The 21,840-nt window shown below is 72.6% G+C and carries 18 protein-coding genes; 10 read left to right on the plus strand and 8 right to left on the minus strand.

Going from position 1 to position 21,840, the window contains the following annotated elements; all coding sequences use genetic code 11:
• Together ACZ5K7_RS10265 and ACZ5K7_RS10270 are read right to left on the minus strand one after the other, a co-directional pair.
• Positions 1-688 (minus strand): hypothetical protein (locus ACZ5K7_RS10265; protein WP_468912359.1); only part of this gene is annotated, 688 nt, incomplete at its 3' end.
• Positions 689-847: 159 nt separating this feature from the next.
• Entirely contained in the window at positions 848-1,777 is a 930-nt protein-coding gene (locus ACZ5K7_RS10270; protein ID WP_468912361.1) for a hypothetical protein, read from the minus strand.
• A 164-nt stretch (positions 1,778-1,941) separates the two neighbouring features.
• Here ACZ5K7_RS10270 and ACZ5K7_RS10275 point away from each other — a divergent pair, with 164 nt between their 5' ends.
• Entirely contained in the window at positions 1,942-2,169 is a 228-nt protein-coding gene (locus ACZ5K7_RS10275) for a DUF7683 domain-containing protein (RefSeq protein WP_468912363.1), read from the plus strand.
• Positions 2,170-2,274: 105 nt separating this feature from the next.
• On the opposite strand, the gene ACZ5K7_RS10280 is transcribed toward ACZ5K7_RS10275, so the two are convergent.
• The gene (locus tag ACZ5K7_RS10280; protein WP_351711416.1) at positions 2,275-5,391 is read right to left on the minus strand and encodes a sacsin N-terminal ATP-binding-like domain-containing protein; all 3,117 of its coding nucleotides are present in this window, start codon (positions 5,389-5,391) and stop codon (positions 2,275-2,277) included.
• A 695-nt stretch (positions 5,392-6,086) separates the two neighbouring features.
• Here ACZ5K7_RS10280 and ACZ5K7_RS10285 point away from each other — a divergent pair.
• The 3 genes from ACZ5K7_RS10285 (at position 6,087) to ACZ5K7_RS10295 (ending at position 9,657) form a co-directional block, all read left to right on the plus strand.
• Positions 6,087-7,490 (plus strand): sporulation protein, encoded by a 1,404-nt coding sequence (locus tag ACZ5K7_RS10285; protein WP_468912365.1) that lies wholly within the window; start codon positions 6,087-6,089, stop codon positions 7,488-7,490.
• A gap of 164 nt (positions 7,491-7,654) precedes the next feature.
• The gene (locus ACZ5K7_RS10290; protein WP_468912366.1) at positions 7,655-8,641 is read left to right on the plus strand and encodes a sporulation protein; all 987 of its coding nucleotides are present in this window, start codon (positions 7,655-7,657) and stop codon (positions 8,639-8,641) included.
• 95 nt (positions 8,642-8,736) lie between these two features.
• Positions 8,737-9,657 (plus strand): alpha/beta fold hydrolase, encoded by a 921-nt coding sequence (locus tag ACZ5K7_RS10295; RefSeq protein WP_468912368.1) that lies wholly within the window; start codon positions 8,737-8,739, stop codon positions 9,655-9,657.
• A gap of 193 nt (positions 9,658-9,850) precedes the next feature.
• Here ACZ5K7_RS10295 and ACZ5K7_RS10300 read toward each other — a convergent pair whose 3' ends face one another.
• Entirely contained in the window at positions 9,851-10,777 is a 927-nt protein-coding gene (locus ACZ5K7_RS10300; protein ID WP_468912370.1) for a DUF3027 domain-containing protein, read from the minus strand.
• A gap of 385 nt (positions 10,778-11,162) precedes the next feature.
• On the opposite strand from ACZ5K7_RS10300, the gene ACZ5K7_RS10305 reads away from it, so the two are divergent.
• The 4 genes from ACZ5K7_RS10305 to ACZ5K7_RS10320 all read left to right on the plus strand — a co-directional run bounded on the left by ACZ5K7_RS10305 (position 11,163) and on the right by ACZ5K7_RS10320 (position 14,632).
• Positions 11,163-12,506, plus strand: a complete 1,344-nt coding sequence (locus ACZ5K7_RS10305; protein WP_351711454.1) for an MFS transporter — start codon at positions 11,163-11,165, stop codon at positions 12,504-12,506.
• 80 nt (positions 12,507-12,586) lie between these two features.
• A complete protein-coding gene (locus ACZ5K7_RS10310; protein WP_351711406.1) occupies positions 12,587-13,060 on the plus strand; it encodes a DUF2771 domain-containing protein in 474 nt (157 codons plus the stop codon).
• Positions 13,030-13,794 carry a futalosine hydrolase gene (locus ACZ5K7_RS10315; RefSeq protein WP_351711404.1) on the plus strand — a complete coding sequence of 255 codons (765 nt, stop codon included), beginning with the start codon at positions 13,030-13,032 and terminating at the stop codon, positions 13,792-13,794. The genes ACZ5K7_RS10310 and ACZ5K7_RS10315 overlap by 31 nt, the downstream gene beginning before the upstream one ends.
• Positions 13,781-14,632, plus strand: a complete 852-nt coding sequence (locus ACZ5K7_RS10320) for a 1,4-dihydroxy-6-naphthoate synthase (RefSeq protein WP_468912372.1) — start codon at positions 13,781-13,783, stop codon at positions 14,630-14,632. The genes ACZ5K7_RS10315 and ACZ5K7_RS10320 overlap by 14 nt, the downstream gene beginning before the upstream one ends.
• 51 nt (positions 14,633-14,683) lie before the next feature.
• Here the strand turns inward: ACZ5K7_RS10320 and ACZ5K7_RS10325 are convergent, their stop codons facing one another.
• The gene (locus ACZ5K7_RS10325; protein WP_351711400.1) at positions 14,684-15,067 is read right to left on the minus strand and encodes a cold-shock protein; all 384 of its coding nucleotides are present in this window, start codon (positions 15,065-15,067) and stop codon (positions 14,684-14,686) included.
• A 188-nt stretch (positions 15,068-15,255) separates the two neighbouring features.
• On the opposite strand from ACZ5K7_RS10325, the gene ACZ5K7_RS10330 reads away from it, so the two are divergent.
• Entirely contained in the window at positions 15,256-15,510 is a 255-nt protein-coding gene (locus tag ACZ5K7_RS10330; protein ID WP_468912375.1) for a hypothetical protein, read from the plus strand.
• On the opposite strand, the gene ACZ5K7_RS10335 is transcribed toward ACZ5K7_RS10330, so the two are convergent.
• The 3 genes from ACZ5K7_RS10335 to ACZ5K7_RS10345 all read right to left on the minus strand — a co-directional run bounded on the left by ACZ5K7_RS10335 (position 15,483) and on the right by ACZ5K7_RS10345 (position 18,954).
• On the minus strand, positions 15,483-16,121 hold the full coding sequence (locus ACZ5K7_RS10335; RefSeq protein WP_468912377.1) for an HAD family hydrolase: 639 nt from the start codon (positions 16,119-16,121) through the stop codon (positions 15,483-15,485). The genes ACZ5K7_RS10330 and ACZ5K7_RS10335 overlap by 28 nt on opposite strands.
• 210 nt (positions 16,122-16,331) lie before the next feature.
• Entirely contained in the window at positions 16,332-17,264 is a 933-nt protein-coding gene (locus ACZ5K7_RS10340) for a hypothetical protein (RefSeq protein WP_468912379.1), read from the minus strand.
• A gap of 64 nt (positions 17,265-17,328) precedes the next feature.
• The gene (locus ACZ5K7_RS10345) at positions 17,329-18,954 is read right to left on the minus strand and encodes a PstS family phosphate ABC transporter substrate-binding protein (protein WP_468912380.1); all 1,626 of its coding nucleotides are present in this window, start codon (positions 18,952-18,954) and stop codon (positions 17,329-17,331) included.
• 238 nt (positions 18,955-19,192) lie between these two features.
• Between ACZ5K7_RS10345 and ACZ5K7_RS10350 the strand changes: the two genes are divergently transcribed.
• Positions 19,193-21,739, plus strand: a complete 2,547-nt coding sequence (locus ACZ5K7_RS10350; protein WP_468912382.1) for a helicase-associated domain-containing protein — start codon at positions 19,193-19,195, stop codon at positions 21,737-21,739.
• The last annotated feature ends 101 nt before the right edge of the window (positions 21,740-21,840 follow it).

Genomic DNA, 21,840 nt, shown 5'->3' on the forward strand with positions numbered 1-21,840 from the left:
TGGTCGTCGTCTTCAGGGCGCCCGTCGAGGAGGACTTGATGGTCTTCAGCGTGGTGTAGGTGCTGGAGCCCTTCTTGCGGAACTGCAGCTTGACCGACTGGCTGCCGTAGCCGGAGTACTTGGCCGCGTCCCAGTTGGCGCGGGTCAGGGAGCCGGTGACCGTGATGGTCTTGCCCTTCTTCACCGGTTCCGGGGCGGCGTTCACCGTCAGCTTGGACAGACGCTGGACCGAGACCTTGCCCAGGCTGTTCCCGAAGGTGGGGTTGCCGTCCTTGTCGAAGGCGATGGCGCCCGCCTGCCAGGTACCGGCGATGCTGTTGACCATGTCCTTGTGGCTGGCGCTGAGGGTGGCCTTGCAGCTCTCGACGGTCGAGGAGGTGTCCGTGCAGGTCGGCAGGTCGGAGGGGGCGACGCCGTACTGGGACGACTTGATGTCGGAGCCGTGGTAGATGACCGGGATGGTGTCGAAGTCGCTGCTCTTCAGGCTGGCGGCATGGGTCACCTTGTAGGTGATCGAGAACTTCACGGATCCCGTGGCGGGCACGACAACGGCCTTGCCGCTGTTGACCTTCACGCTGGAGAAGGTGACGTCCAGCGTGGTGCTGCCGGCGGCGTGCGCGGCCGGGGCGACGAACGCGGAGATGGCCAGGGCGCCGGAGACGGCGGCCACAGTGGCACGAATGCGCATGGATTCCCCAAGTGGAGAACAGTGGGCGCGAGGCCCAAGTGATCTAGGGAGTCTGTTGACTCAGTGATCAGATCCACGAGGGGCGAGCGTGGTTGTACGAGCGGGACGTAATCCGATCAGATTTTGATTCCTTTGCGACCGGATTACGTCCCCATGGGATTACTTCACGTCGACGTAGTCGCCCGTCGCGTTGACCGCCGGGGTCGTGGCGGTGCCCACGAAGGAGAAGCGGTAGTAGCCGTCCACCGTCGCCGGGGTGGTCGTCTTCAGGGTGCCGGTCGAGGACGACTTGATGCCCTTGACGTTCGTGTAGGTGCTGGAGCTCTTCTTGCGGAACTGCAGCCGCACGGACTGGCCGGCGTAGCCGTGGTACTGGCCGTCGTCCCAGCTGGCGCGGGACAGCTTGCCGGTGACCGTGACGGTCTTGCCCTTCTTCACCGGCTCCGGGGCGGCGTTCACCGTCAGCTTCGACAGGCGCTGGAGCTTGGTGGTGGCCAGGTTGTCCCCCTCGGCGTAGCCGATCTTGCTCCAGTCGTCGCCCGTCGGGTCCTGCCCGTTGAGGGCGAGCGCGAAGCCGAACGCCTTCCAGGTGGTGGCGTCGGAGTTGGTGAGCTCCTCGTCCGCGTAGACGTCGATGGTGCCCTTGCAGCTGGCGGTGGTCGTCGAGGTGTCCGTGCAGGACGGCCAGTCCACGCCGAACAGCTCGTTCGCCGGGTCGTCGATGGTCGCGCCGCGGTAGATCTCGACGTCCATCAGGAAGTCGTCCGCGTGGATGTCGACGTCGGCGCCGTGCGTCACCGTGTAGGTGACCGGGAACGTGCCGTGGGTGGTGGTGCCCGCGACGATCGGCTTGCCCTTGTTGACCTGGACGTTGGAGAAGGACAGGTCCAGCGCGTAGGGGTCGCCCGCGTCGTCCGCGGTCGAGGCGGTGTACGCCGACCGGCCGGCGGTGCCCTGGTGCGCCTGGGCGAGCTTCGCCAGGCCGGAGGGGCTGTAGGAAGAACCGCCGGCGGCCTGTGCGGCCGGCACGGCGAGGGCGGAAAGGGCCAGGACGCCGGAGACGGCGACCGTGGTGGCGCGTATGCGCATGCGTTCCCCTGCATGGAAGTGACCAGGGAGTCTGTTGACTCGCCCGATCAGATCCGCCGGCAAGGGGAAAGGTTGTGCGATAAACGAAAAGTTGTGTGAGAGATTCCTTCCGGCGGTTGCCCGAACCGCCGGCCACACGCTCTCACCAGCCCGGAAGGTGCCCCATGAGATACCTCGTCGCCCGCTACTCCAAGGACGAGGACACCCCCGAGTCGGTCACCGACGTCTCGTCCGTGGGCGCGGACGCGTTCGCGGGGCTGCTGGCCATGCCGGCGGACCGGCTCACCGACGTGTATCCGCTGGGGCCGGAGCACGTCTCCGGTTTCCACCGTCTGACCGGCATGGCACTCGACCTGGACCGCTTCGAGTACTTCCTGGAAGTGGAAGCCTGACCGATCTGGCCGATCAGACATGGCCCGGGCCCCTGCCGGGGTCCCGGGCCATCGCCTTTCGGCCCTCAGTCGAACCAGCGGTCCCGGGCCATCGCCTTTCGGCCCTCAGTCGAACCAGCGGTCCCGGGCCAGTTCCTCCGTGCGGGACGGGTCCTCCAGCAGGGCGGCCACCTCGAAGCGGCGCGGCCACTGACCGGCCGCCCAGGCGAGTCCGGCGGCGACGCCCTCCAGGGTGGCGGCGTGCAGGACGCCGTCCCCGGTGAGCCGCCAGTCGATCTCGACGCCGTCGACCAGCAGCTCCTCGTGTTCGACGTAGGTCTCCGGGGTGCGCGGACCGAGCAGGACGCGGACCGGCTCGGGGACGTCGTGTTCGGTGCCCGCCGAGTCGACCGACCCCGTCACCGACTCGCTCAGCCTCCGCACCTGGAACAGTTCGGCCAGTTCGGCGGCGCGTGCGGGCCGTACCGGGATCAGCGGGACACCGGCCGTGAACGGCAGCAGGTCCGGGGAGTCGACGACCACCGCGTCCGCCGCGTCCACCACCTCCACCCGGCCGTCGATCACCGCCCGCAGCTCGTCGGGGAGGGTCACCTGCTCGGGGTCCAGGTCCGCCAGCGCGCCGTAGAGGGCGTGCAGCTGGGCGCCGGTGACGGAGCGGTCCGGGTCGGCGAGGCGGTCCAGGAGTTCGGCGGCGCCGCCCGGCTCGTCGAGGAGGGCGGCGACCGAGGTCCGCACCCCCAGCGCCCGCAGCACCTGCTCGTCCTCGAAGCCGGTCGCGTCGGCCTCCTCGTAGAGGCCGCGCAGCAGCGGGTCGCCGCCGGAGGCCAGCAGACCGGCGGGGCGGCGGCCGTCGAGCACCGGGTGACCGCGCAGCCACCACGCCGTGTACGGCCGTACGACCTCGTGGGTGCCGTCCGGCAGCAGGATGCGGACCGGCTGGGTGAGGGCGTCCCGCAGCGGCGGCCTGGCGAGCAGGGCGAGCGCCTCGGGCCACTGGTCCTCGTCGACGAGGTCCAGGTCGCGGACGGCGATCAGCTCGGTGGCGACCGGGGGTACGGGCGTGTCCGGGAAGCGGTCGAGGATGTCCTCGCACCAGACGTCGACGGCGTCGAGCAGGCCGGCGTCGTCGGGTTCGGCGAAGTCACCCTCGCGCGGCTCCAGTTCGTCCGGGTCCAGGACGACGTCGGTGGCGCGGACGAGGGCGAAGTTCGCCAGCACCCCGCACGCGGCCAGCGGCTGTTCGCCCCACTTCTCCGCCAGGTCGGCGGCCACGGCGGCGAGTTCGCCTTCCCTGATCACCCGGGCGAACGGGCTACCGGGGAGGACGAGTTCACCGGCGGGGGCCAACTCGCCGTCCTCGTCGGGCAGGGCGAGGGCGCCCAGCCAGGGCTCGTCGCCGGGTTCCAGGCCGGCGTCCCGGACCAGGGCGAGGACCGTGTCCGCCAGCTCCTCGGCGTCCGGGGTGTCCTCCTCCCAGTTCACGCTTCCCTCGTCGTCCAGGGAGGCGGCCACGGCGGCCCGTACCTGCGGGGTGGTGAGGACCGCGCGCGGGGTCGCGGGCAGGGCGCCGAGCTTCTCCAGGAGGGGGTGGGCGGCGTCCTGGTGGGCGACCTTGAGGCCGAGCCGGGCCAGGACCTCGGGGTCGATGGCCGCGTCCGGGGTGGGGAGCAGGATCTGGCGCGGGCCGATGGTGGTCCGCCCGTCGGCCAGCGGCACCGGCAGCCCGGACAGCCGCTCCGGGTCGACGCCCGCGAGGCTGTCGTAGAGCCGCCACCACCAGTCCGGGTCCTTCTCCAGGCCGGCGAGGCGGTCGACGGCGTCGGCGAGCGGGAGGCGGGTGACGGACAGCGTGCGCAGTTCCACCCGGCGTTCGAGACCGGCGGGCAGCAGTGTGGGGAGCACCTCGGCGAGGACCCGGACCGTGTCCGCGCCCGCCCCCTCCACGATCTCGGCGTCCCGCGGCCGCAGCGCCTCGGGGAGCTCGCTGTCGTCGCCTGCCTCGACGGCGGGCGGCAGGAACGCGGTGCGCGGCAGCCGCTCCAGGATCGCCTGGCGCAGCGCGCCGTCCAGCTCGCCCTTGGCCAGCGGGCCGGGCACCAGATGGATGATCCCCTCCCCCACCGGCCGCCAGCCGGCGAGGAGTTCGGCGTACGCGTCGGCCGCGCGCTGCACCAGGAAGTCGGTGAGCGGGCCGGGGGCCGCGTGCCGGCGGGTGGTGTCGAGGGGGAAGGACGCGATGAGCAGGGCGGGGACGCCGAGGGGCTCGTCGCTGGGGGTGGGGGCGTGCAGCACGGCGGCGGTGCGCGGGCGGTCCGGAGCACCCGCGCCGTCCGTGGGCACGGCCCAGGTCAGCGACCAGTGCGGGCGCAGCCGCTCCTCCACCGGCCGGCCGGCCAGCAGCTCCGGGGTGAGCGGGCCGTGCGCGGAGACGGTGCGCCAGCGGGTCGTGCCCTCCTGGGAGTCGTCCACGACGGTGAGCGGGCCGTCGGTGCCCCGACGCAGGGTGCGTACGGTGTCGCCGCTCTCGATCACGACCTCTTCCAGCCCCGGCAGGGCGAGCAGGAGGGCGTCGTCGACGGCGGCGAGGAGCCGTTCGGCGAGATCGGTGGCGGCGATGTCCCGGAGCGGCAGGATCACGACGGTGTCGTACGGGTCCGGGGCGGTGCCCTCGGCGGCGAACGGGAGCCGGAGCAGCGGCACATGGCCGTCCCGGCGACGGATCTCGTCGCCGAGCCCGCCGCTCTGCCGGGCGGTCTCCTCGGCCAGCTCCCGGGCCTCGGCGAGCGACCACCGCACGCCGCCGTGCCGGCCGACCACCGCGGGCTCGTCCGTCACCGCCAGCACGGCGGCGAAGCCGACCCCGAACCGGCCGACGGCGCTCTCGGTCTCCTCCCGCTTCGCGGAGGCACGCAGGGTGGAGAGGGACTCGACGCCGGCCGCGTCCAGCGGGGCGCCGGTGTTGGCGGCGAAGAGGACGCCGTCGCGGAGGGTGAGCCGGAACCGGCCGGGGACACCGGCGCGGGCGGCCGCGTCGGCGGCGTTCTGCGCGAGTTCCACGACGAGCCGGTCCCGGTAGCCGCCGAGGACCAGGTCCTCCTCGGCGTTGGCGTCCTCACGGAACCGGGCGGGACTGGTGGCCCAGGCGTCGAGGACACCGCGGCGCAGGCGGGCGGTGCCGAAGGGGTCGGCGCCCTCGGCGGCCGGCCGCACGAACTTGCTCACGTTTTCTCTCCTCATCGGCGTGAGGACGAAGGTACCTCCCGCGCGGCCGACGGTGCCCGCCTGCCCGCGCGGTGCCCGGATCGCGCCGTTCCGTGCGGGGCGGGACCCTCGGGCGTCCGTACGTGGCGGCGATTCGGGCGGTGCGGGCCCCGCGTGCGGGGCGTGTGGAGTTCCTGGTGCTCAAGGTGTCTGCGCTGCCTGAGTCGGCTGCGGTTGCGGTGGGCCGCGACCGTCCAGGAGGCGCCGCGCGTACGCCCCGGACGACGTACGGCGTCGGCGCCTGCCGCCGGACGTGCGGTGCGCTGCGTGCCAGGACCGGCCATCGGCCGGGAATCCGCCGTCGGGACCGGGAGAAGCGCGGGCAACGCGGTGAGCAGGGCGAGGGCGTTGAGCAGCGGGGCGGGCAGCAGAGGCGGCAGCTGGCCGGCCAGTGGTACATAGGCACAGACCAGCGCGGCAATCCATCGGGCCGAGAGCACCGCCCAGTTCCTGACGTGCGCGGAATTCCTCTTTCCGTTCTTTCGCACGTACCTCTCCATTCCGTGTCCGGATTTCTTTTCATCAGGAGATCAGGCCGCGCGGAACCCTGGCAGGGCTCATGAGGGGGCTCATGGATCGCGACCGCTGCTCACGCCAACTCACCATGGCTATGCTGGTGTTCACGCGGAGTCGGCCCCATGAGGAGGTGGGCGCACGTGACTGACGTGACAGCGGAGAGGAAACCCCTGCCGCAACGGAACGTCCGGCTGGAGAGCCTGATCGAGGAATCCGGTATCAGTCACAAGAGACTTGCCCACCATCTCAACCGGATCTGCCTGTCGCACGGAATAAAAAGCGAGTACACGCACACCTCCGTGGCCAATTGGTGCCGCCGTGGCGTGCGTCCGCGCTGGCCCGTGCCGCAGTACATGTGCGCCGCCCTGTCCGAAGCACTGGGCAGGCCGGTCGGGTTGGGGGAGATCGGCATGGAGCGGCCAGGGCATCTGGACCGTGACGCCGGTCTGGAGTTCCCGAGGGGTCAGCGCGACGCGATCAGCGAAGCATCGTCGTATTGGAGCACAGTGAACCGGCGGACCTTCCTCGCCAGCTCGCCCTTCGTCATCTCGGCCTTCTCGGAACCCGTCACCCGGTGGCTGGTCAACCCGACCGAGTCCCTGTCACCCCCCTCCGGACGGATCACGGTCGACCAGCAGCACATCCGGGAACTGCGGGAGGCCGCCGACTCGGCTCGGCTGTGGGACTCCCGGTTCGGCGGCGCGACGTGGAAGTCCCGGTCGCTCACCGCCTACCTGTACGAGCGCGTCACACCACTGCTCGACGGGCGGTACTCCGAGCGCGACGGGCGCGAACTGTTCTCGGTGACCGCCGAGATGGCCCGGCTGGCCGGCTGGACCGCATTCGACGCGGGCCACCACCAGGTCGCCCAACGGCACTTCATCCAGGCGCTGCGACTGGCCAAGGCGGGCAGCGACGTACACCTCGGCTCGTACGTACTGAGCACCATGGCCATGCAGGCACTGATGCGGGGCTTCACCTCCCAGGCCATCGACATGGCCCAGGGCGCCCACGAACGGGTGCCCTCCGCCGACCCGCGGGTCCTGGGCTTCGCCAAGCTCATCGAGGCGCGCGCCCATGCCCGGCAGAAGGACGCGCGGGCCGCCGCCTCCTGCCTGGCCGCCGCCGAACGCCTTCAGGAGCGCGGTGCGGCCGAAGGGCCCGGAGAGCGCCCCTGGATCGAGTTCTTCTCCCGGCAACGGATCGTCACCGACGCCACGGAGATCTTCCGCGACCTCGGCCGCCCCGAGGCCACCTTCTCCTGGCACGCACTGGGATCGATGCCCGGCGACGCGTACGCGCGCTCTCGTGGCATCCGGCTGTCGGTCCTGGCGACCGCCCACGCGCAGTCGGGCGAACTGGAGCACTCACTGCGCCTCGGCGGAGAATCGCTGCGGCTCTTCGCCCGGCTGCAAAGCGTGCGCGGACTCGACTACCTGAAGATCTACACCGAGTCGCTCACCCCCTGGCGCCGCGAGCCGACCGTCGTGGCCTACCTGAAGGACGTACGGGACCTGGCCGGGCAATTGGCCCTGGCCGGCTGAACCGAGGCCGAACCGACGGCAGACCCATGGAGGTCGCCCCCATGAACCAACCGAGCCAACCGAGCCAACCGAGCCATCGAAGCCAACCGAACCGCCTGAATCGCTCGAACCATCCGGACCGCTCGAATCGCCTGAACCGCCTGAACCGCCGAATACTCCTGTCCGTGGCGGGTGGCAGCGCCCTCGCCGCCACCCTGCCCCCGGCGTTCCCGCCCTTCAGCCGGGAGAACCGGCATCAGGTCGGCAAGGAAGAGGTCGCGGCCCTGCACCGCGCCGTCGCCGCCGTCCGGCACGGCGACTCGCGCCACGGCGGAGGCAGCGCCCAGGCGCGGGCCGCCGCCCACCTGCTCGACCAGTGGGCGCTGCCGCTCTTCGGCCGGCCGCTCACCGAGAGCCGCCAGCGCGAACTGTGCGCGGTCTGCGCCGAACTGGCCCGCCTGGCCGGATGGGCCGCGCTCGACACCGGACGGCACGTCGACGCCCGCCGCCACTTCGGCCGTGCCCTGTACTGGGCCCGCGCGGCGGGCGACCCCGACGCCACCGCCTACGTCCTGACCACCATGGCCCTGCACGTCGCCCTCTACGGCCGTCCCGCGACCGCGCTCGACATGATCGAGGGTGCGCTCGGCCCGGCCCAGCACCACGCCGACACCCGGGTACTGGCGTTCACCTGGCTCATCAAGGCCCGCGCGCACGCCCGGGCCAGTGACGCCCGCGCCGCGGGCACCGCCCTCGCGACCGCCGAGCGTCTCCTCGACGCCGTGCGGCCCGGCGACGGACCGGAGTGGATCGACTTCTTCACCCACCCCCGACTCGCCGCCGACGCCGCCGAGATCCACCGCGACCTCGGCAACCCCCGCGCCTGCTTCGCCTGGCACGAGCAGGCGGCCCCGATGGCGCCGAACGCCTTCACCCGATCGGTGGGGATGCGGCTCGCCGTCGTCGCCACCGCCCACCTCACGGCAGGAGACCTGGAGCAGAGCCTCGTCTTCGGCCACCGTTCGGTGGACATCCTCCAGCGGGTCGACTCCCACCGCGCCCACGGCTACGTCCACCGACTGGTGACCGGCCTCACCCCGCATCGTGATCTGCGCCTGGTCGACGCCTTCCTCACCCGGGTACGGCAGGAACTGAACGGCCGCGCCGGGTGAACCGGATCCGCGGAACCGGGCGGGCGCGGCCTGGGCGGCTCCCGCTCCTTCCGTGACCTCCTGTGAGCTCCCGTCGCTTCGCGTAGCCTCCCGCCATGAGTCGACCTCCGAGCCTCGCTCTCCCGCCCCGGACCCGCGTACGACGTCTGGAAACCGCCCGAGGTGTCTTCGCCGCCCTCGACTGCGCCCCGCCCGCCGAGGTCCCGCACACCGGAACCGTGCTGCTGGTGCCCGGCTTCATCGGCAGCAAGGAGGACTTCCTGCCCCTGCTCCGGCCCTTGAGCGAAGCGGGCTTCCGTGCGGTGGCGGTCGACGGACGCGGACAGCACGAGAGCCCCGGACCGGCCGACGAGGAGGCGTACGCGCAACACGAACTCGCCGCCGACGTAAGGGCTCAGACGGCCGCTCTGGAGGAGACGGCGGCCACCCCGTTGCACCTGCTCGGTCACTCCATGGGCGCCCTCGTCGCCCGCGCGGCCGTGCTGGCCACCGCGCCCGCCTGCCCCTGGGCGTCGTTGACCCTGATGGGTTCGGGCCCGGCGGCCATCCAGCCCGAGCAGCAGCGGTACGTTCAGCTGCTCGTCGACTGGCTGCCGGTGCTCGGGAAGGAAACCGTGTGGCAGGAGATGCGGACCACGGCCCGTCCCGGACGGGACATGGCCGGGCTTCCCGCCGACGTGGCGGAGTTCCTGTACCGCCGCTGGCTGAACACCGTGCCCGAGCAGCTCACCGCGACCGGACGCCGGCTCCTGACGGAACCGGACCGGGTGACCGAACTGGCAGCCGTCCCGATACCGAAGCTGGTGCTGTCCGGGAGCACCGACTACGCCTGGCCCGTCGCCTGGCAGAGCGCCATGGCGACCCGCCTCGCCGCCGACCGGGCGATCATCGAGGGCGCGGACCACTCCCCCAATGTGGACCGTCCCGCCGAGACGGCCCGCGCCCTCGTCGCGTTCTGGCAGAAGACCACCGCTCGGAGGCGTACGCCGCACACCACGTCCGAGCGGTCGGCGTGAGGACGACAGGGAGCTGACGCGCGTCACGCGGAGCCGCGGTTGCGCAGCCGCCTCGGTCGAAGCCCCCTGTCAGAGGCGGCAGAGCTCGCACTCCGGCGTGCCGGCAGTCATATGTCCACGGCTGGGCTCCCGGAGGGAGCGGGTCCGAGCCGCCCGCGGTACGCAGACGGCCCATGCTCATGGACGCCTCGCGTTACGAGTGACCCAGCTCCGCCGACGTCTCGTCCTCCGTCGCCGGTACCGATCCGGAGTCGGAGGCGGGGCGGAGCGGGAAGGGGTCGACACGGGTCTCGTCGATCACCGGGGGGGCCACCACCGGCGGCTTCGGCATGACCGCGGCCTCCGAGTGACCGCCGCAGCCGTAGGCGAAGGAGACGACCCGGCCGTCGGCCGGGGAGAACTCGTTGGCGCAGACGCCGAAGGCCTGGCCCAGGGAGCCGCCGATGGGGGTGAGGAAGCCGCAGCTGACGCAGGTCGCGGGGGCCGCCTGGGCCATCGGGGTCTTCGCGCCGAACGACTCCTCCCAGCGGTCGGCGGCGATGTGCAGGCCGTAGCGGGACAGGACCCGGGCGCGGCGCATGCCCAGTTCCTCGGCGACCGACGCGATCGTGCCCCGGGAGGGGACGGTGGGCAGATGCGCGGGCGTGCCCGCGGTGACCTCGGCGTCCTCCGCCTCCGCCAGCTCCTCCATCTCCGCCGAGACCGGGGAGTTCGGCTCCGGTCCGTCCTCGCCGGTGTAGCCGGGCTCCAGACGGAGGTCCTCGGCCTCGGTGGGGAGCAGGTCGCCAGGGCCCATGTCGCCGGGGCGCAGCCGCTCGCTCCAGGGCACCCACTCGGGGGCGAGGAGGGCGTCGGAGCCGGGCAGGAGGACCACCTCGTCCAGCGTGACGATCTTGGCGCGGGAGGCGCGGGCCACCGTCACCGCCCAGCGCCAGCCGCGGTACCCGAGTTCCTTGCACTCGAAATAGTGCGTGACGACGCGGTCGCCCTCCGCCACCGCTCCGGCGTGCTCGCCCACCACTCCGGGTGCGGCGGCCTCCTCGGCGGCGGTCCGGGCGAGGTCGACGGCCTCGGCGCACAGACGGTCGGGGGTGCGGCTTCGCGTTGTCGCTGCGCTCACAGGTATCGCTTCTCTCCTACGCCGTCTCACGAGTGCGGCTGCCTCCGGCGGTGGGGCGAACGGAGCGGACCTGTGGGCCGCATCGACGTCCGCGTCCGATCGCGCTCGGGCGCACCTCTGCCATCCATTGTGCTTTATGGCTGAGATAGGCACGCTACCCCGTCGCCGGTAGTGGGGGACAGTCCGCCGCGATGCCTGCGCGGCGGCGGGGGGCCGACAGCGGGGGGTGCCGCACGGGGTTGTGAGCCTACGGGGCGCCGCGGTCCCCTCCGACTCGCTTGGTCACAAAGTGCACTAGGAACTGTCGTCTCAGGGCACTATGAACGACGTGGCAACCGCGAAGTCCCCCCAACAGACCGTCGGGGTCGGTAGCGGTGCGGGCCGGATGCGCGGTGCCGTCCGCTCGGTCGGGCGTGCCCTGCACCTCCCGGTGACCGGTACCGCCCGGGGCATCCGCAAGGCCACGCACGCGCACGGCGCCGGTGAGTCCGGCCTGGGCAAGCTGATCGAGCTGCACGCGGTCAACGGCGCGGGCGACGTCATGATCACCGTCGCGCTGGCCTCCACCGTGTTCTTCTCCGTGCCGACCGACGAGGCCCGGGGGCGGGTGGCGCTCTATCTGGCCATCACCATGGCGCCCTTCACCGTTCTCGCCCCGGTCATCGGTCCCTTCCTCGACCGCCTTCCGCACGGCCGGCGCGCCGCGATGGCCGGCGCGATGCTCGCCCGGGCGCTGCTCGCGCTGATCATCTCGGGTGCGGTGGCCAGCGGCAGCCTGGAGCTGTATCCGGCCGCGCTCGGGGTGCTGGTGGCGTCGAAGGCGTACGGCGTGGTGCGCAGTGCCGTCGTGCCCCGGCTGCTGCCGCCCCGGTTCTCCCTCGTGAAGGCCAATTCACGGGTCACCCTCGCCGGGCTGCTCGCCACCGGTGTGGCCGCTCCGATCGGAGCCGGGCTGCATGCCATCGGCGACCCCTGGCCGCTCTACGGCGCCTTCGTGATCTTCGTTGCCGGGACGTTTCTCTCCTTCACCCTGCCCACGAAGGTCGACTCGGCCAAGGGCGAGGACGTGGCGCTGCTCGCCGCCGACGAGGAGCATCTGCACGGCCCGCTCCGCAAGGAGGCGAAGCGGCCGGGGCTGCGGACGGTGGGGCCCGCCGTCACGCACGCGCTCGGCGCGAACGCGGCCCTGCGCTGCCTCTCCGGCTTCCTGATCTTCTTCCTGGCGTTCCTGCTCCGCGAGCACCCGCTGACCGGCGAGAGCGCGGCGGTGTCGCTGGGGATAGTGGGTGTCTCCGCGGGCGCGGGCAACGCGCTCGGTACGGCGGTGGGGGCCTGGCTGCGCTCCCGGGCGCCGGAGATCATCATCGTGACGGTGGTCGCCGTGGTGCTGGGGACGGCGATCGTCGCGGCCCTGTTCTTCGGCGCCTTCCTGGTGGCCGTCCTGGCCGCGGTGGCCGGGTTCGCGCAGGCGCTGGCCAAGCTGTGCCTGGACGCGCTGATCCAGCGGGACGTGCCGGAGCAGGTGCGCACCTCGGCGTTCGCGCGCTCGGAGACGCTGCTCCAGATGGCCTGGGTGTTCGGCGGCGCGGTGGGCATCGTGATGCCGCTGAACGGCACCCTGGGCCTGGTGGTGGCCGCCGTGATCGTGGCAGCGGGCTGGCTGGCCACCCTGCGCGGCCTGCTCACCTCGGCCCGCCACGGCACACGCTCGCGGCCGAGAGTGGCCTGAGAAACGCACCTGGCGTAACGAACCGGGCACGCCGCACCCCACGTGGGGGGCGGGCGGGGCGGTCCCGATAGCCTTCGGCCATGACCACGCTGCAATCCCGCTCGCGACGCCGCCGCGTCGTCGCCGCCGCCGGCGCCGTTTCCGCCGGACTGCTCGTCCTGTCGGCCTGTGACAAGCCCTCGCCCATCGCCACGATCACCGTCGGTACGAGCTCGGTCAACTCCGAGGCCACCTGTTACAACGACGGCAAGGCCCTGAACACGGCCTCCCTCGCGAACTGCCTGAAGGACACCGGGATCAAGTCCATCAAGGTGGACCCGGACGACACCGTCCGCTTCGGCGTCGACCCGAAGATCGCGGACAACGGCTGGACGATCCTGATGAACGGTCAGGCGCTCACCGAGTCCAGCACCAAGACCTACCGCACCATCCCGGGCAGCGTGTTCTTCAACGCCCAGTACGGCGCCTCCGGCGACTCGACCCTCGTCTCCATCAAGGAGGGCGACAAGTCGGTGCTGGGTCTGTGGTCCTTCAAGCTCAAGAAGGACGCCTGACCACGTCCACCGTACGCATCCTCGTCGCCACCGCGGTCCCGGCCGAACGGGACGCGGTGGCAGGTGCGTTCACGGACGGGACGACCGAGGTACGGCTGCCGGGCTCGGCCCTGCTGCACCGCACGCGCGCCGGAGACGCGGGGTACGACCTGCTGGCCGCCGGAGTCGGACCCGCCCTGGCCGCCGCGGGCACCGCGACCGCCCTCACCGCCGCCGCCCTCGACGGCCGCCCCTACGCCCTGGTCGTCTCCGCCGGGATCGCCGGCGGTTTCCGGCCGGCGGCCCCCGTGGGCTCCCTGGTCGTCGCCGACGAGATCATCGCGGCGGACCTGGGCGCCGAGACGGCCGACGGGTTCGTGCCGGTGACCGGACTGGGATTCGGGACCGTCAGCCACCGTCCGCCGGATCCACTCGTACGAGCCACCGCCGAGGCGACCGGAGCACGCCCCGGAGCGGTACTCACGGTGTCCACCGTGACCGGCTCGGCCGCCCGCGCGGCCGAACTGCACGCCCGGCACCCGCACGCCCTGGCCGAGGCCATGGAGGGCTTCGGCGTGGCCGAGGCGGCCGCCGCGCACGGCGTGCCCGTGCTGGAGATCCGCGCGGTCTCCAACCCCGTCGGTCCCCGCGACCGCGCCGCCTGGCGCATCGCGGACGCCCTGGCCGCCCTGACCGAGGCCTTCGGGAAGCTCGCGCCCGTCCTGGAGAGTTGGAACCCACATGACCACCGCTGACTCGTTGCGCATCGCGTACTCGCCCTGCCCGAACGACACCTTCGTCTTCGACGCCCTCGCCCACGGCCGCGTCGCGGGCGCACCCGCGCTCGACGTGACCTTCGCGGACATCGACATCACCAACGGCATGGCCGAGCGCGGCGAGTCCGACGCGCTGAAGGTGTCGTACGCCGTGCTGCCGTACGTCCTCGACGAGTACGCGCTGCTGCCCTGCGGGGGCGCGCTCGGCCGAGGCTGCGGGCCGCTGGTGCTGACCAGGGAGGCCGGGACGGACCTCACGGGCCGTACGGTCGCCGTACCGAGCGAGAGGTCGACGGCGTACCTGCTGTTCCGCCTCTGGGCGGCGGACACGCTCCCCGGTGGCGTCGGCGAGATCGTGGTCATGCCCTTCCACGAGATCATGCCGGCCGTACGGGACGGGAAGGTCGACGCGGGGCTGGTGATCCACGAGGCGCGCTTCACCTACCAGAACTACGGGCTGCACAAGCTCGCCGACATGGGCGAGCACTGGGAGGACACGACGGGCCTGCCCATCCCGCTCGGCGCGATCATCGCCAGGCGCTCGCTGGGCGCGGAGACGCTCACCCGTCTCGCCGCGTCGATCCGTACGTCCGTCCACGCGGCCTGGGACGACCCCGAGGCCTCCCGGCCGTACGTCATGGCGCACGCCCAGGAGATGGACCCGGCCGTCGCCGACCAGCACATCGGGCTCTACGTCAACGAGTTCACCTCGGAACTCGGCGAGGACGGCTACGCGGCGGTACGCGGACTGCTCACCCGGGCGGCGGCCGAGGGACTCGTACCGCCCCTCGGTCCGCACGCACTCGATTTCCCGTAAAAGCCCTTACGGGACTTGCACGCTTACGCGACTTGCCTGTCTCTTACCCGCTTACACGTCGAGCTGGTCCGCGACCGCGCGCAGCAGCCCGGCGATCTTCGCACCGGCGGCCTTGTCGGGGTAACGGCCGCGTTCCAGCATCGGCGTGATGTTTTCGAGCAGGGTCGTCAGGTCCTGCACGATCGAGGCCAGTTCGTCCGGCTTCTTGCGCTGGGCGGCGGCGACCGACGGGGTGGGGTCGAGCAGGACCACCGACAGTGCCTGGTCGCCGCGTTGACCGGCGACGACGCCGAACTCCACGCGCTGGCCGGGCTTCAGTACGTCGACCCCGTCGGGGAGAACCGAGGAATGGACGAAGACGTCACCGCCGTCGTCACGGGAGAGAAAGCCGAAGCCCTTCTCACTGTTGAACCACTTGACCTTGCCGGTAGGCACGTCTGTCCTCGTCCTCGTATCTCGTCGGAAACTGCTCGGGAAACTTCTGAATGCAACAGCTCTGGAACGGGCCCTGATAGCACTCGGGCGGGTCGACCATGACCCGCCGGTACCAAGGCTAATGGTCTTCGGGCGCGTGACAAGACGTCGCCCGGTTGTTCCTTCGGGCAGGGAACTACCCTGGTCGAGTGCGTGACAAAACCCAAGCGAATTCCGCCGGACCCGGTGACCGACTGATCCGCGCCGGTGCCGTGCTCTTCTTCATCGGCACGGTGGCCACTCTCGTCACCGTGATACCGCTGTTCCTCGGCGCGAAGCCCTTTCCGACCTACATGTACGTGCTGAGCATGCTCATGGGCGTCGGCTTCCTGGTCGCCGGCGCCGGAGTGCTCCAGTCGATCGCGGCGGGGCGCCGTCAGGCCCGGGAGGCGTCCTCGCGGTAGGCCGACAGCCAGGCCGGGAGTTCGGTGAGGTCCCCGAGGACCACGTCGGCGCCCGCCGCGAGCAGTTCCTCCGCGTCGCACGGCCCGGTGGCCACGGCGACGGACAGCGCTCCGGCGGTCCGTGCCCCGCGCACGTCGCCGACGTGGTCGCCGACGTACACGACGGCGCCGTGCTCGCGCAGCGCGACGGCCTTCTGCTCGGCCCAGAGGTCGCCGACCACCGCGTCGGGGACTATGCCGAGGTGGCTGAGATGCAGCTTCGCATTGGGCTCGTACTTCGCGGTGACCACGACGGCCTTGCCCCCCGCGCCCTGCACCGCCGCGACCGCCTCCCGCGCGCCCGGCATGGCGGGCGTCGCGGCGATCGCGATCTCCGGATACATGGCCCGGTACAGATCACTCATCTCCGCGACCCGCTCGGCCGGAAACCAGTTGATCAACTCCTCGGCGAGCGGCGGCCCCAGCCGGGTGATCGCCAGATCGGCATCGATGAAGGTCCCCGTCCGCTCGGCCAGGGCCGTGTAGCAGGCGTGGATCCCGGGCCGGGAGTCGATGAGGGTCATGTCGAGGTCGAAGCCGACGGTGAGGGCGCGAGAAGTCATATGGGCCATTGTGCCCGGACGCCTTGGGACGCTGTCCGGGTGCGGGGGCGGGTGCGGGGGCGTGGGGGCTTGTCGCGCCCACGCGGCGGAGCCGCATATCGGACACAGCACCGCGCCCCTTCAGGTGGGACCAGTGGACCCACCTTCTTGGGGGCGCCGGGAACTGCGCGAACCGCCCCCACCCACCCGCAGTCGCCCGACAACCGCACCCGGCACCCCCTACCGCGCTCTCTGCGACCGCCACACCAGATACAGCGCCGACGCCACCGCCGCCCCCCGCACCACCCACGGCCAGGTCTCCCCCACCGCACCGCTCATGTGGCCCTGGGCTATCGGGGCGCCCCAGCGGCCGGCGCTCCGTCCCCACAGCCAGACCACGCCGGCTGCGACCGAAAGCCCCGGTACCCACATCACGGCCAGCTTGGTCTCCGTGGGGCTGAGCCGGCGGGAGCCGTAGGCGATGAGCCAGCCGAGGAGCAGCGCGAACCAGTTGCCGAGCACCGCGCCCACGACCAGCGCGGCGGCGGCGAGCAGCAGCAGGGGGTTGCTCCAGCCGACCGCGGGCCGGGGGACCACGCGGAAGCGACGGCGGGCGGGCGGCACGGCTTCGGCCGCCTCGGCCTTCGGGGCGGGCTCGACGGCCGCCTCCGGCTCCCCGGCCGCCTCCTCCGGCTCCTCCTTCCGCAGCCGCGGCTTCCTGAGCAGCTCCGGGATCTCCACACCGCCCACGAACCCCGGCACGCTGTCGCCGTCCCCGAACGGGCTGCTGTCCACCCGCCACCAGTCGGGCGGCATCGGACCGTCTTCCGGCTCGGCGGGCCGCGGACGCGGTACGACGCGGCGCAGGTCCTCGCCCCCGGCGGCCGCCCCGGCCTCCCGCTGGACGGGAACCGCGGCCGGCGGCGGTGGCGGCGCGGTCTCCGTCGTACCCCCGGCAGCCTCGACGACCTCGTCGGGCGAGCCCAGCCGGTCCAGGATGCGCCGCACGGCGGCGGGACTGTCGACGGTGGCCTTCGCCCGGTGCCGGTCGATCTCGTTGCGCAGCCCCGACACGAGCCGCATACGGTCGGACGACGACAACTGGCGCTGGTGCGCGATGTCCCCGACGCGGCTCAGATACTCGTAGACGACCTGATCACTCTCGATACCCACGAAGTCCCCTCCGGGGCCGCTGCGTTGAATAACCCGTCGGAACGACGGTAGCGCAGGTCACGGTTCACGTCGGCCGGCACACCAGCGGGTAACGCGTCTCCGAGCAGGGGCGGTTGCCGTACTCGCGGAGGATGTCCTTGCCGCCCTGGTCGGTGAGGTAGCGCAGGAAGGCCGCGGCGATGGAGCCGGCGGGCGGTTCGCCGAAGGTGTAGGCGTACTCGGTCTGCCAGAACGGGTACGTGCCGTGCTCGACGCCTTCGAGGGTGGGCGGCATGTCGCCGATGTTCAGTTTGACCAGGTCGGCGGAGGTGACGCCGGCCGCTTCGCTGTAGCCGAGGGCGCCGTGCTGCGCGGCCGTGGTGTCCAGCATGGTGTCGGTGCTGTCGACCTCGCAGACGCCGGGCCTGGCCGGGTCCAGGGAGGCGCAGTCGCCGTTCGCGGCGCCCGGCACCGGCTTGCCCGCGAGGACGCGTTCCTCGAGGGCGTTGCGGGTGCCGGAGTCTGAGTAGCGGTTGACGAGGTGGATGGGGAGGTCGGCGCCGCCCACCGCGGACCAGTTGGTGATCTTCCTGGCGTAGATGTCGCGGATCTGCTGGAGGGAGAGGTTGCTGACGTGCGCGTCCTTGTTCACGACGAGGGTGAACAGGGAGTAGACCACCGGGCGCGGCAGATCCTCGGGGTGTCCCTTGCCGGCCGGGCCGTCGGTGAAGGCGATGTGGTCGCCGAGCCCCTCGTTGCCGGAGATCCCGGCGTCCCGGCCGGCCTTCTCCAGCGTGGTGAGCCCCGCTCCGCTGCCGCGGAACACCCCGTCATCGACCGGGATGCGGGCGCCCTTGGCCGAGCACAGCCGGGTGTACTCCTTGGCCGCCGCCGTCACCGCCGGCTCGAAGGCGGTCGAACCCGACAGGTGCAGGGTGCCGCCGACGCAGTCCAGCGGCGCGGGTCTGGCGGGCAAGAACAGGGTCAGGCTGGCCTGGAGCACGACCGCCGCCGCCAGCAGGCCCATGCCGGCCAGCGCCGCCCCGGAGGCGAAGGTGTGGCTCTCGGTGTGCGCCATCTTGAGCCGGGGCAGCCAGCGCAGCCAGGCGAAGGAGTGGTCCATGCCCCCGGTGACCGCCGCCTGGAACTCGGGCTGCGGAAAGGGCGCGTGCGGGCTGCCGCCCAGGCGCTCCAGCACCGCGAGGACCTTGTAGTGGGCGCCGGGGTTCAGCGTCACCTTGGGCAGCCGGATGACACCGGTGCCGTCCTCCCAGTCCTTCCCGAAGCCGTCGGTCTCCTGGGTGGTGCCGTCCCGGGTGGTGACGAAGAAGTGCCGGAGTGTGGGCTGGCTGAGTTCGGTCACCGCCATGCCGACGACCCGGCGGTCCCGGAACATCACCCGGATACCGGTCTTGTCGTCGGGCGGGGTCAGATAGTCGCCGGGGACGATCTCCCGCCAGCCGGCGTTCTCGATCCGCACCAGCACGAACGACGGCTCCACCAACTCGTGGCCGTCGTCCCGCATCCGCGCCAGCACGTCGGCGCTCGGCGCGTGCGCGGTGTCCGTGGCCAGGGTGTCCATCTGGAGCCGGTAGCCGAGCCGCTTGCGGCGGATGACGACGAACTCCCAGAAGAACGCCAGCACCGGGATCGCGACGCTGACGATCGCGACGACGTTGTTGAAATCGAGCTCGGCGCCGAACGCTCTCACGACCGCATCCTCCCGAATCCCCGTGACCGGTCGCACAGTTGACTTCACGCGGTGGCCAGGGAGCCCAGGGTGACGAGTGCGCGGCGAGTCTTGCCGGAACTGCCGTGATCCTCCCGCTGAAGTTCATGTGGGGGACATCTGTGAAACGTTCCGTTCGCCCGGTGGCTGCCCTGTACACAGAAGAGGCCGTGGGACAGGTGATCCCGGTCCCCGCCCCGCACCCGCTACCGTGGGTCGGATGAGCAACCCGGCCACCCCGCCGCGTTCCCTCGCGGAGGCGCTTCGCGCCAAGGACGACGCGTCCCTGGCCGTACTGCTGCGCGCCCGCCCCGACCTCATCACCCCCGTCCCCACCGACCTCACCCAGCTGGCCACCCGGGCCGGCACCCGCGCCTCGGTGCTGCGCGCCCTGGAACGCCTGGACCGCTTCGCCCTGCAGACCGCGGAAGCGCTCGCGGTGGCCGGCGACCCGGCGTCGTACGGGGAACTGCTGGGCCTGATGGCCGGCGACGGCGGGGACCCGTCGGTCGCCGCCGCCCTGCCGCGTGCCGTCACCACGCTCCGCGACCAGGCGCTGGTGTGGGGCGACGACGACCGGCTGCGGCTGGTGCGGACCGCGCGCGAGGTGCTCGCCCCGTCCCCGCAGTACCCCTCGCCGACCGGGCTGGGCCCGACCGTGCGGGAGGCCACCTCGGGGATGTCGCCGGGCCGGATCCAGGAGATCGTCACCACCGCCGGGCTGCCCTCGACCCATGACTCGGTGTCCGCGGCGGACGCGCTCGGCCGGCTGTTCGGCCACCGCAAGAAGATGGCGAAGCTGCTCGCCGCCGCGCCCGCTGAGTCCCGCGAGGTCCTCTCCCGGCTGGTCTGGGGACCGCCGTACGGCCAGGTCACCCCGGAACCGGCCGCCCATCTGCGCTGGCTCCTCGACCGCGGCCTGCTGCTGCCGACCGGGCCGGGCACGGTCGTCCTCCCCCGCGAGGTCGCCCTGCACCTGCGCGAGGGCCGGGCGCACCGCGAGCCGGAACCGGTGCCGCCCGCGGTCGAACCGACGGCGACGCACCGTCCACAGGTTGTGGACGCGACGGCGGCCGGGCAGGCGTACACCGCGCTCGCCACCGTCGAGGAGCTGCTGAAGGACTGGGACGAGGGCGGGCCCACCGTGCTGCGGGCCGGCGGCCTCAGCGTCCGGGACCTCAAGCGGACGGCCGTGGCCCTGGACCTGCCCGAGCCGGTGACCGCCTTCTGGGTCGAGCTGGCGTACGCGGCCGGGCTGCTCGCCTCCGACGGCGAGGCCGACGAGCGCTACGCGGCCACCCCCGCCTACGACGAGTGGCTGGAGCTCCCCCCGGCCGAACGCTGGTCCCAGCTCGCCCAGGCCTGGCTCACCGCGACCCGCGCCTCCGGTCTGGTCGGCGGCCGGGACGCCAAGGACCGCGCGCTGTCGGCGCTCGGCCCCGGCCTCGACCGCTCGGCCGCGACCGAGGTACGGCACCGGGTCCTGGCCCTGCTGGCCGGCCTCCCGGAGGGCACCGCCCCGGCCGCCGCCTCGGTACTGGCCCGGCTGCGCTGGGAACGCCCCCTGCGCGGCCCCCAGCAGCAGGGCGACGACCTGCGCGGCCGCCTGGCCCGCTGGACCCTGTCGGAGGCCGAGCTGCTGGGCGTGACGGGACGCGGGGCGCTGTCGGCGCACGGCAGGGCGCTCCTCGGGGCGCCACCGGTGGAGCCCTTGGTGGCGCCCTCGGTGGAAAAGGAGCTGGCGGCCGCCGGGCCCGGCGGCAAGCTCCCCGTGCACCACCACCGTCCCGCCGCCGTCCTCGAACCCCTCTCCCCGCCCGAGCAGGCCGTCGCCGCCGCGGCCGCCGGCCGTCTCCTCGCCCCACTGCTGCCCGAGCCGCTGGACCACGTCCTGCTCCAGGCCGACCTGACGGCGGTCGCCCCCGGCCCGCTGCAACGCCCGCTCGCCGACGCGCTGGGCGTACTCGCCGACGTCGAGTCCAAGGGCGGCGCCACCGTCTACCGCTTCACGCCCGCCTCGGTCCGCCGCGCCCTGGACGCCGGCCGCACCGCCACCGACCTGCACACCTTCCTCACCACCCACTCCCGCACACCGGTCCCGCAGCCGCTCGCCTACCTGATCGACGACGTGGCCCGCAAGCACGGCCATCTGCGGGTGGGGGCGGCCTCGGCGTACGTCCGCTGCGACGACGACACCGTCCTGAACGAGATCATGGCCGACAAGCGGGCCGCCGCCCTGCGCCTGCGCCGCCTCGCCCCGACCGTCCTCGCCACCCAGGCCGACCCGGCCGCCCTCCTGGAGGGCCTGCGCGCGATGGGCTACGCGCCCGCCGCCGAGTCCGCCGAGGGCGACGTCCTGATCACCCGCGCCCACGCCCACCGCACGCCGCCGCGCACGGCCCCCGAGCCGGTCCCGGACGGCCCGCCACCGCCGGACGGCACCCTCCTGGCCGCCGCGATCCGCGCGATCCGCGCCGGCGACCTGGCCGCCACCACCCCGCGCAAGCCCGCCGGCACCGCCGTCCAGGGCGGCGAACTCCCGCGCACCACCCCCGCCGAGACCCTCGCCACCATGCAGGCCGCCGTCCTCACCGGCGGCACCCTGTGGATCGGCTACGTCAACGCCGAGGGCACCGCCAGCCAGCGCGTCATCGCCCCGATCCGCGTCGAGGGCGGCTTCGTCACGGCATACGACCACACGGCCGACGAGGTACGCACCTACCCGCTGCACCGGGTGACGGGAGTGGCGGAACTCGCGGAGGAGTAGCGGCGCGGGTGGCTGAGCGGGCCGAGCGAGGCCGGCTGCGGTCCGGCAGCGCCGCGACGGGTCGGCCGCAGTTCGGCAGCGCCGTGAAGGGGCGCGGAGCT

The sequence above is a fragment of the Streptomyces sp. NPDC031497 genome (genome assembly GCF_055580905.1).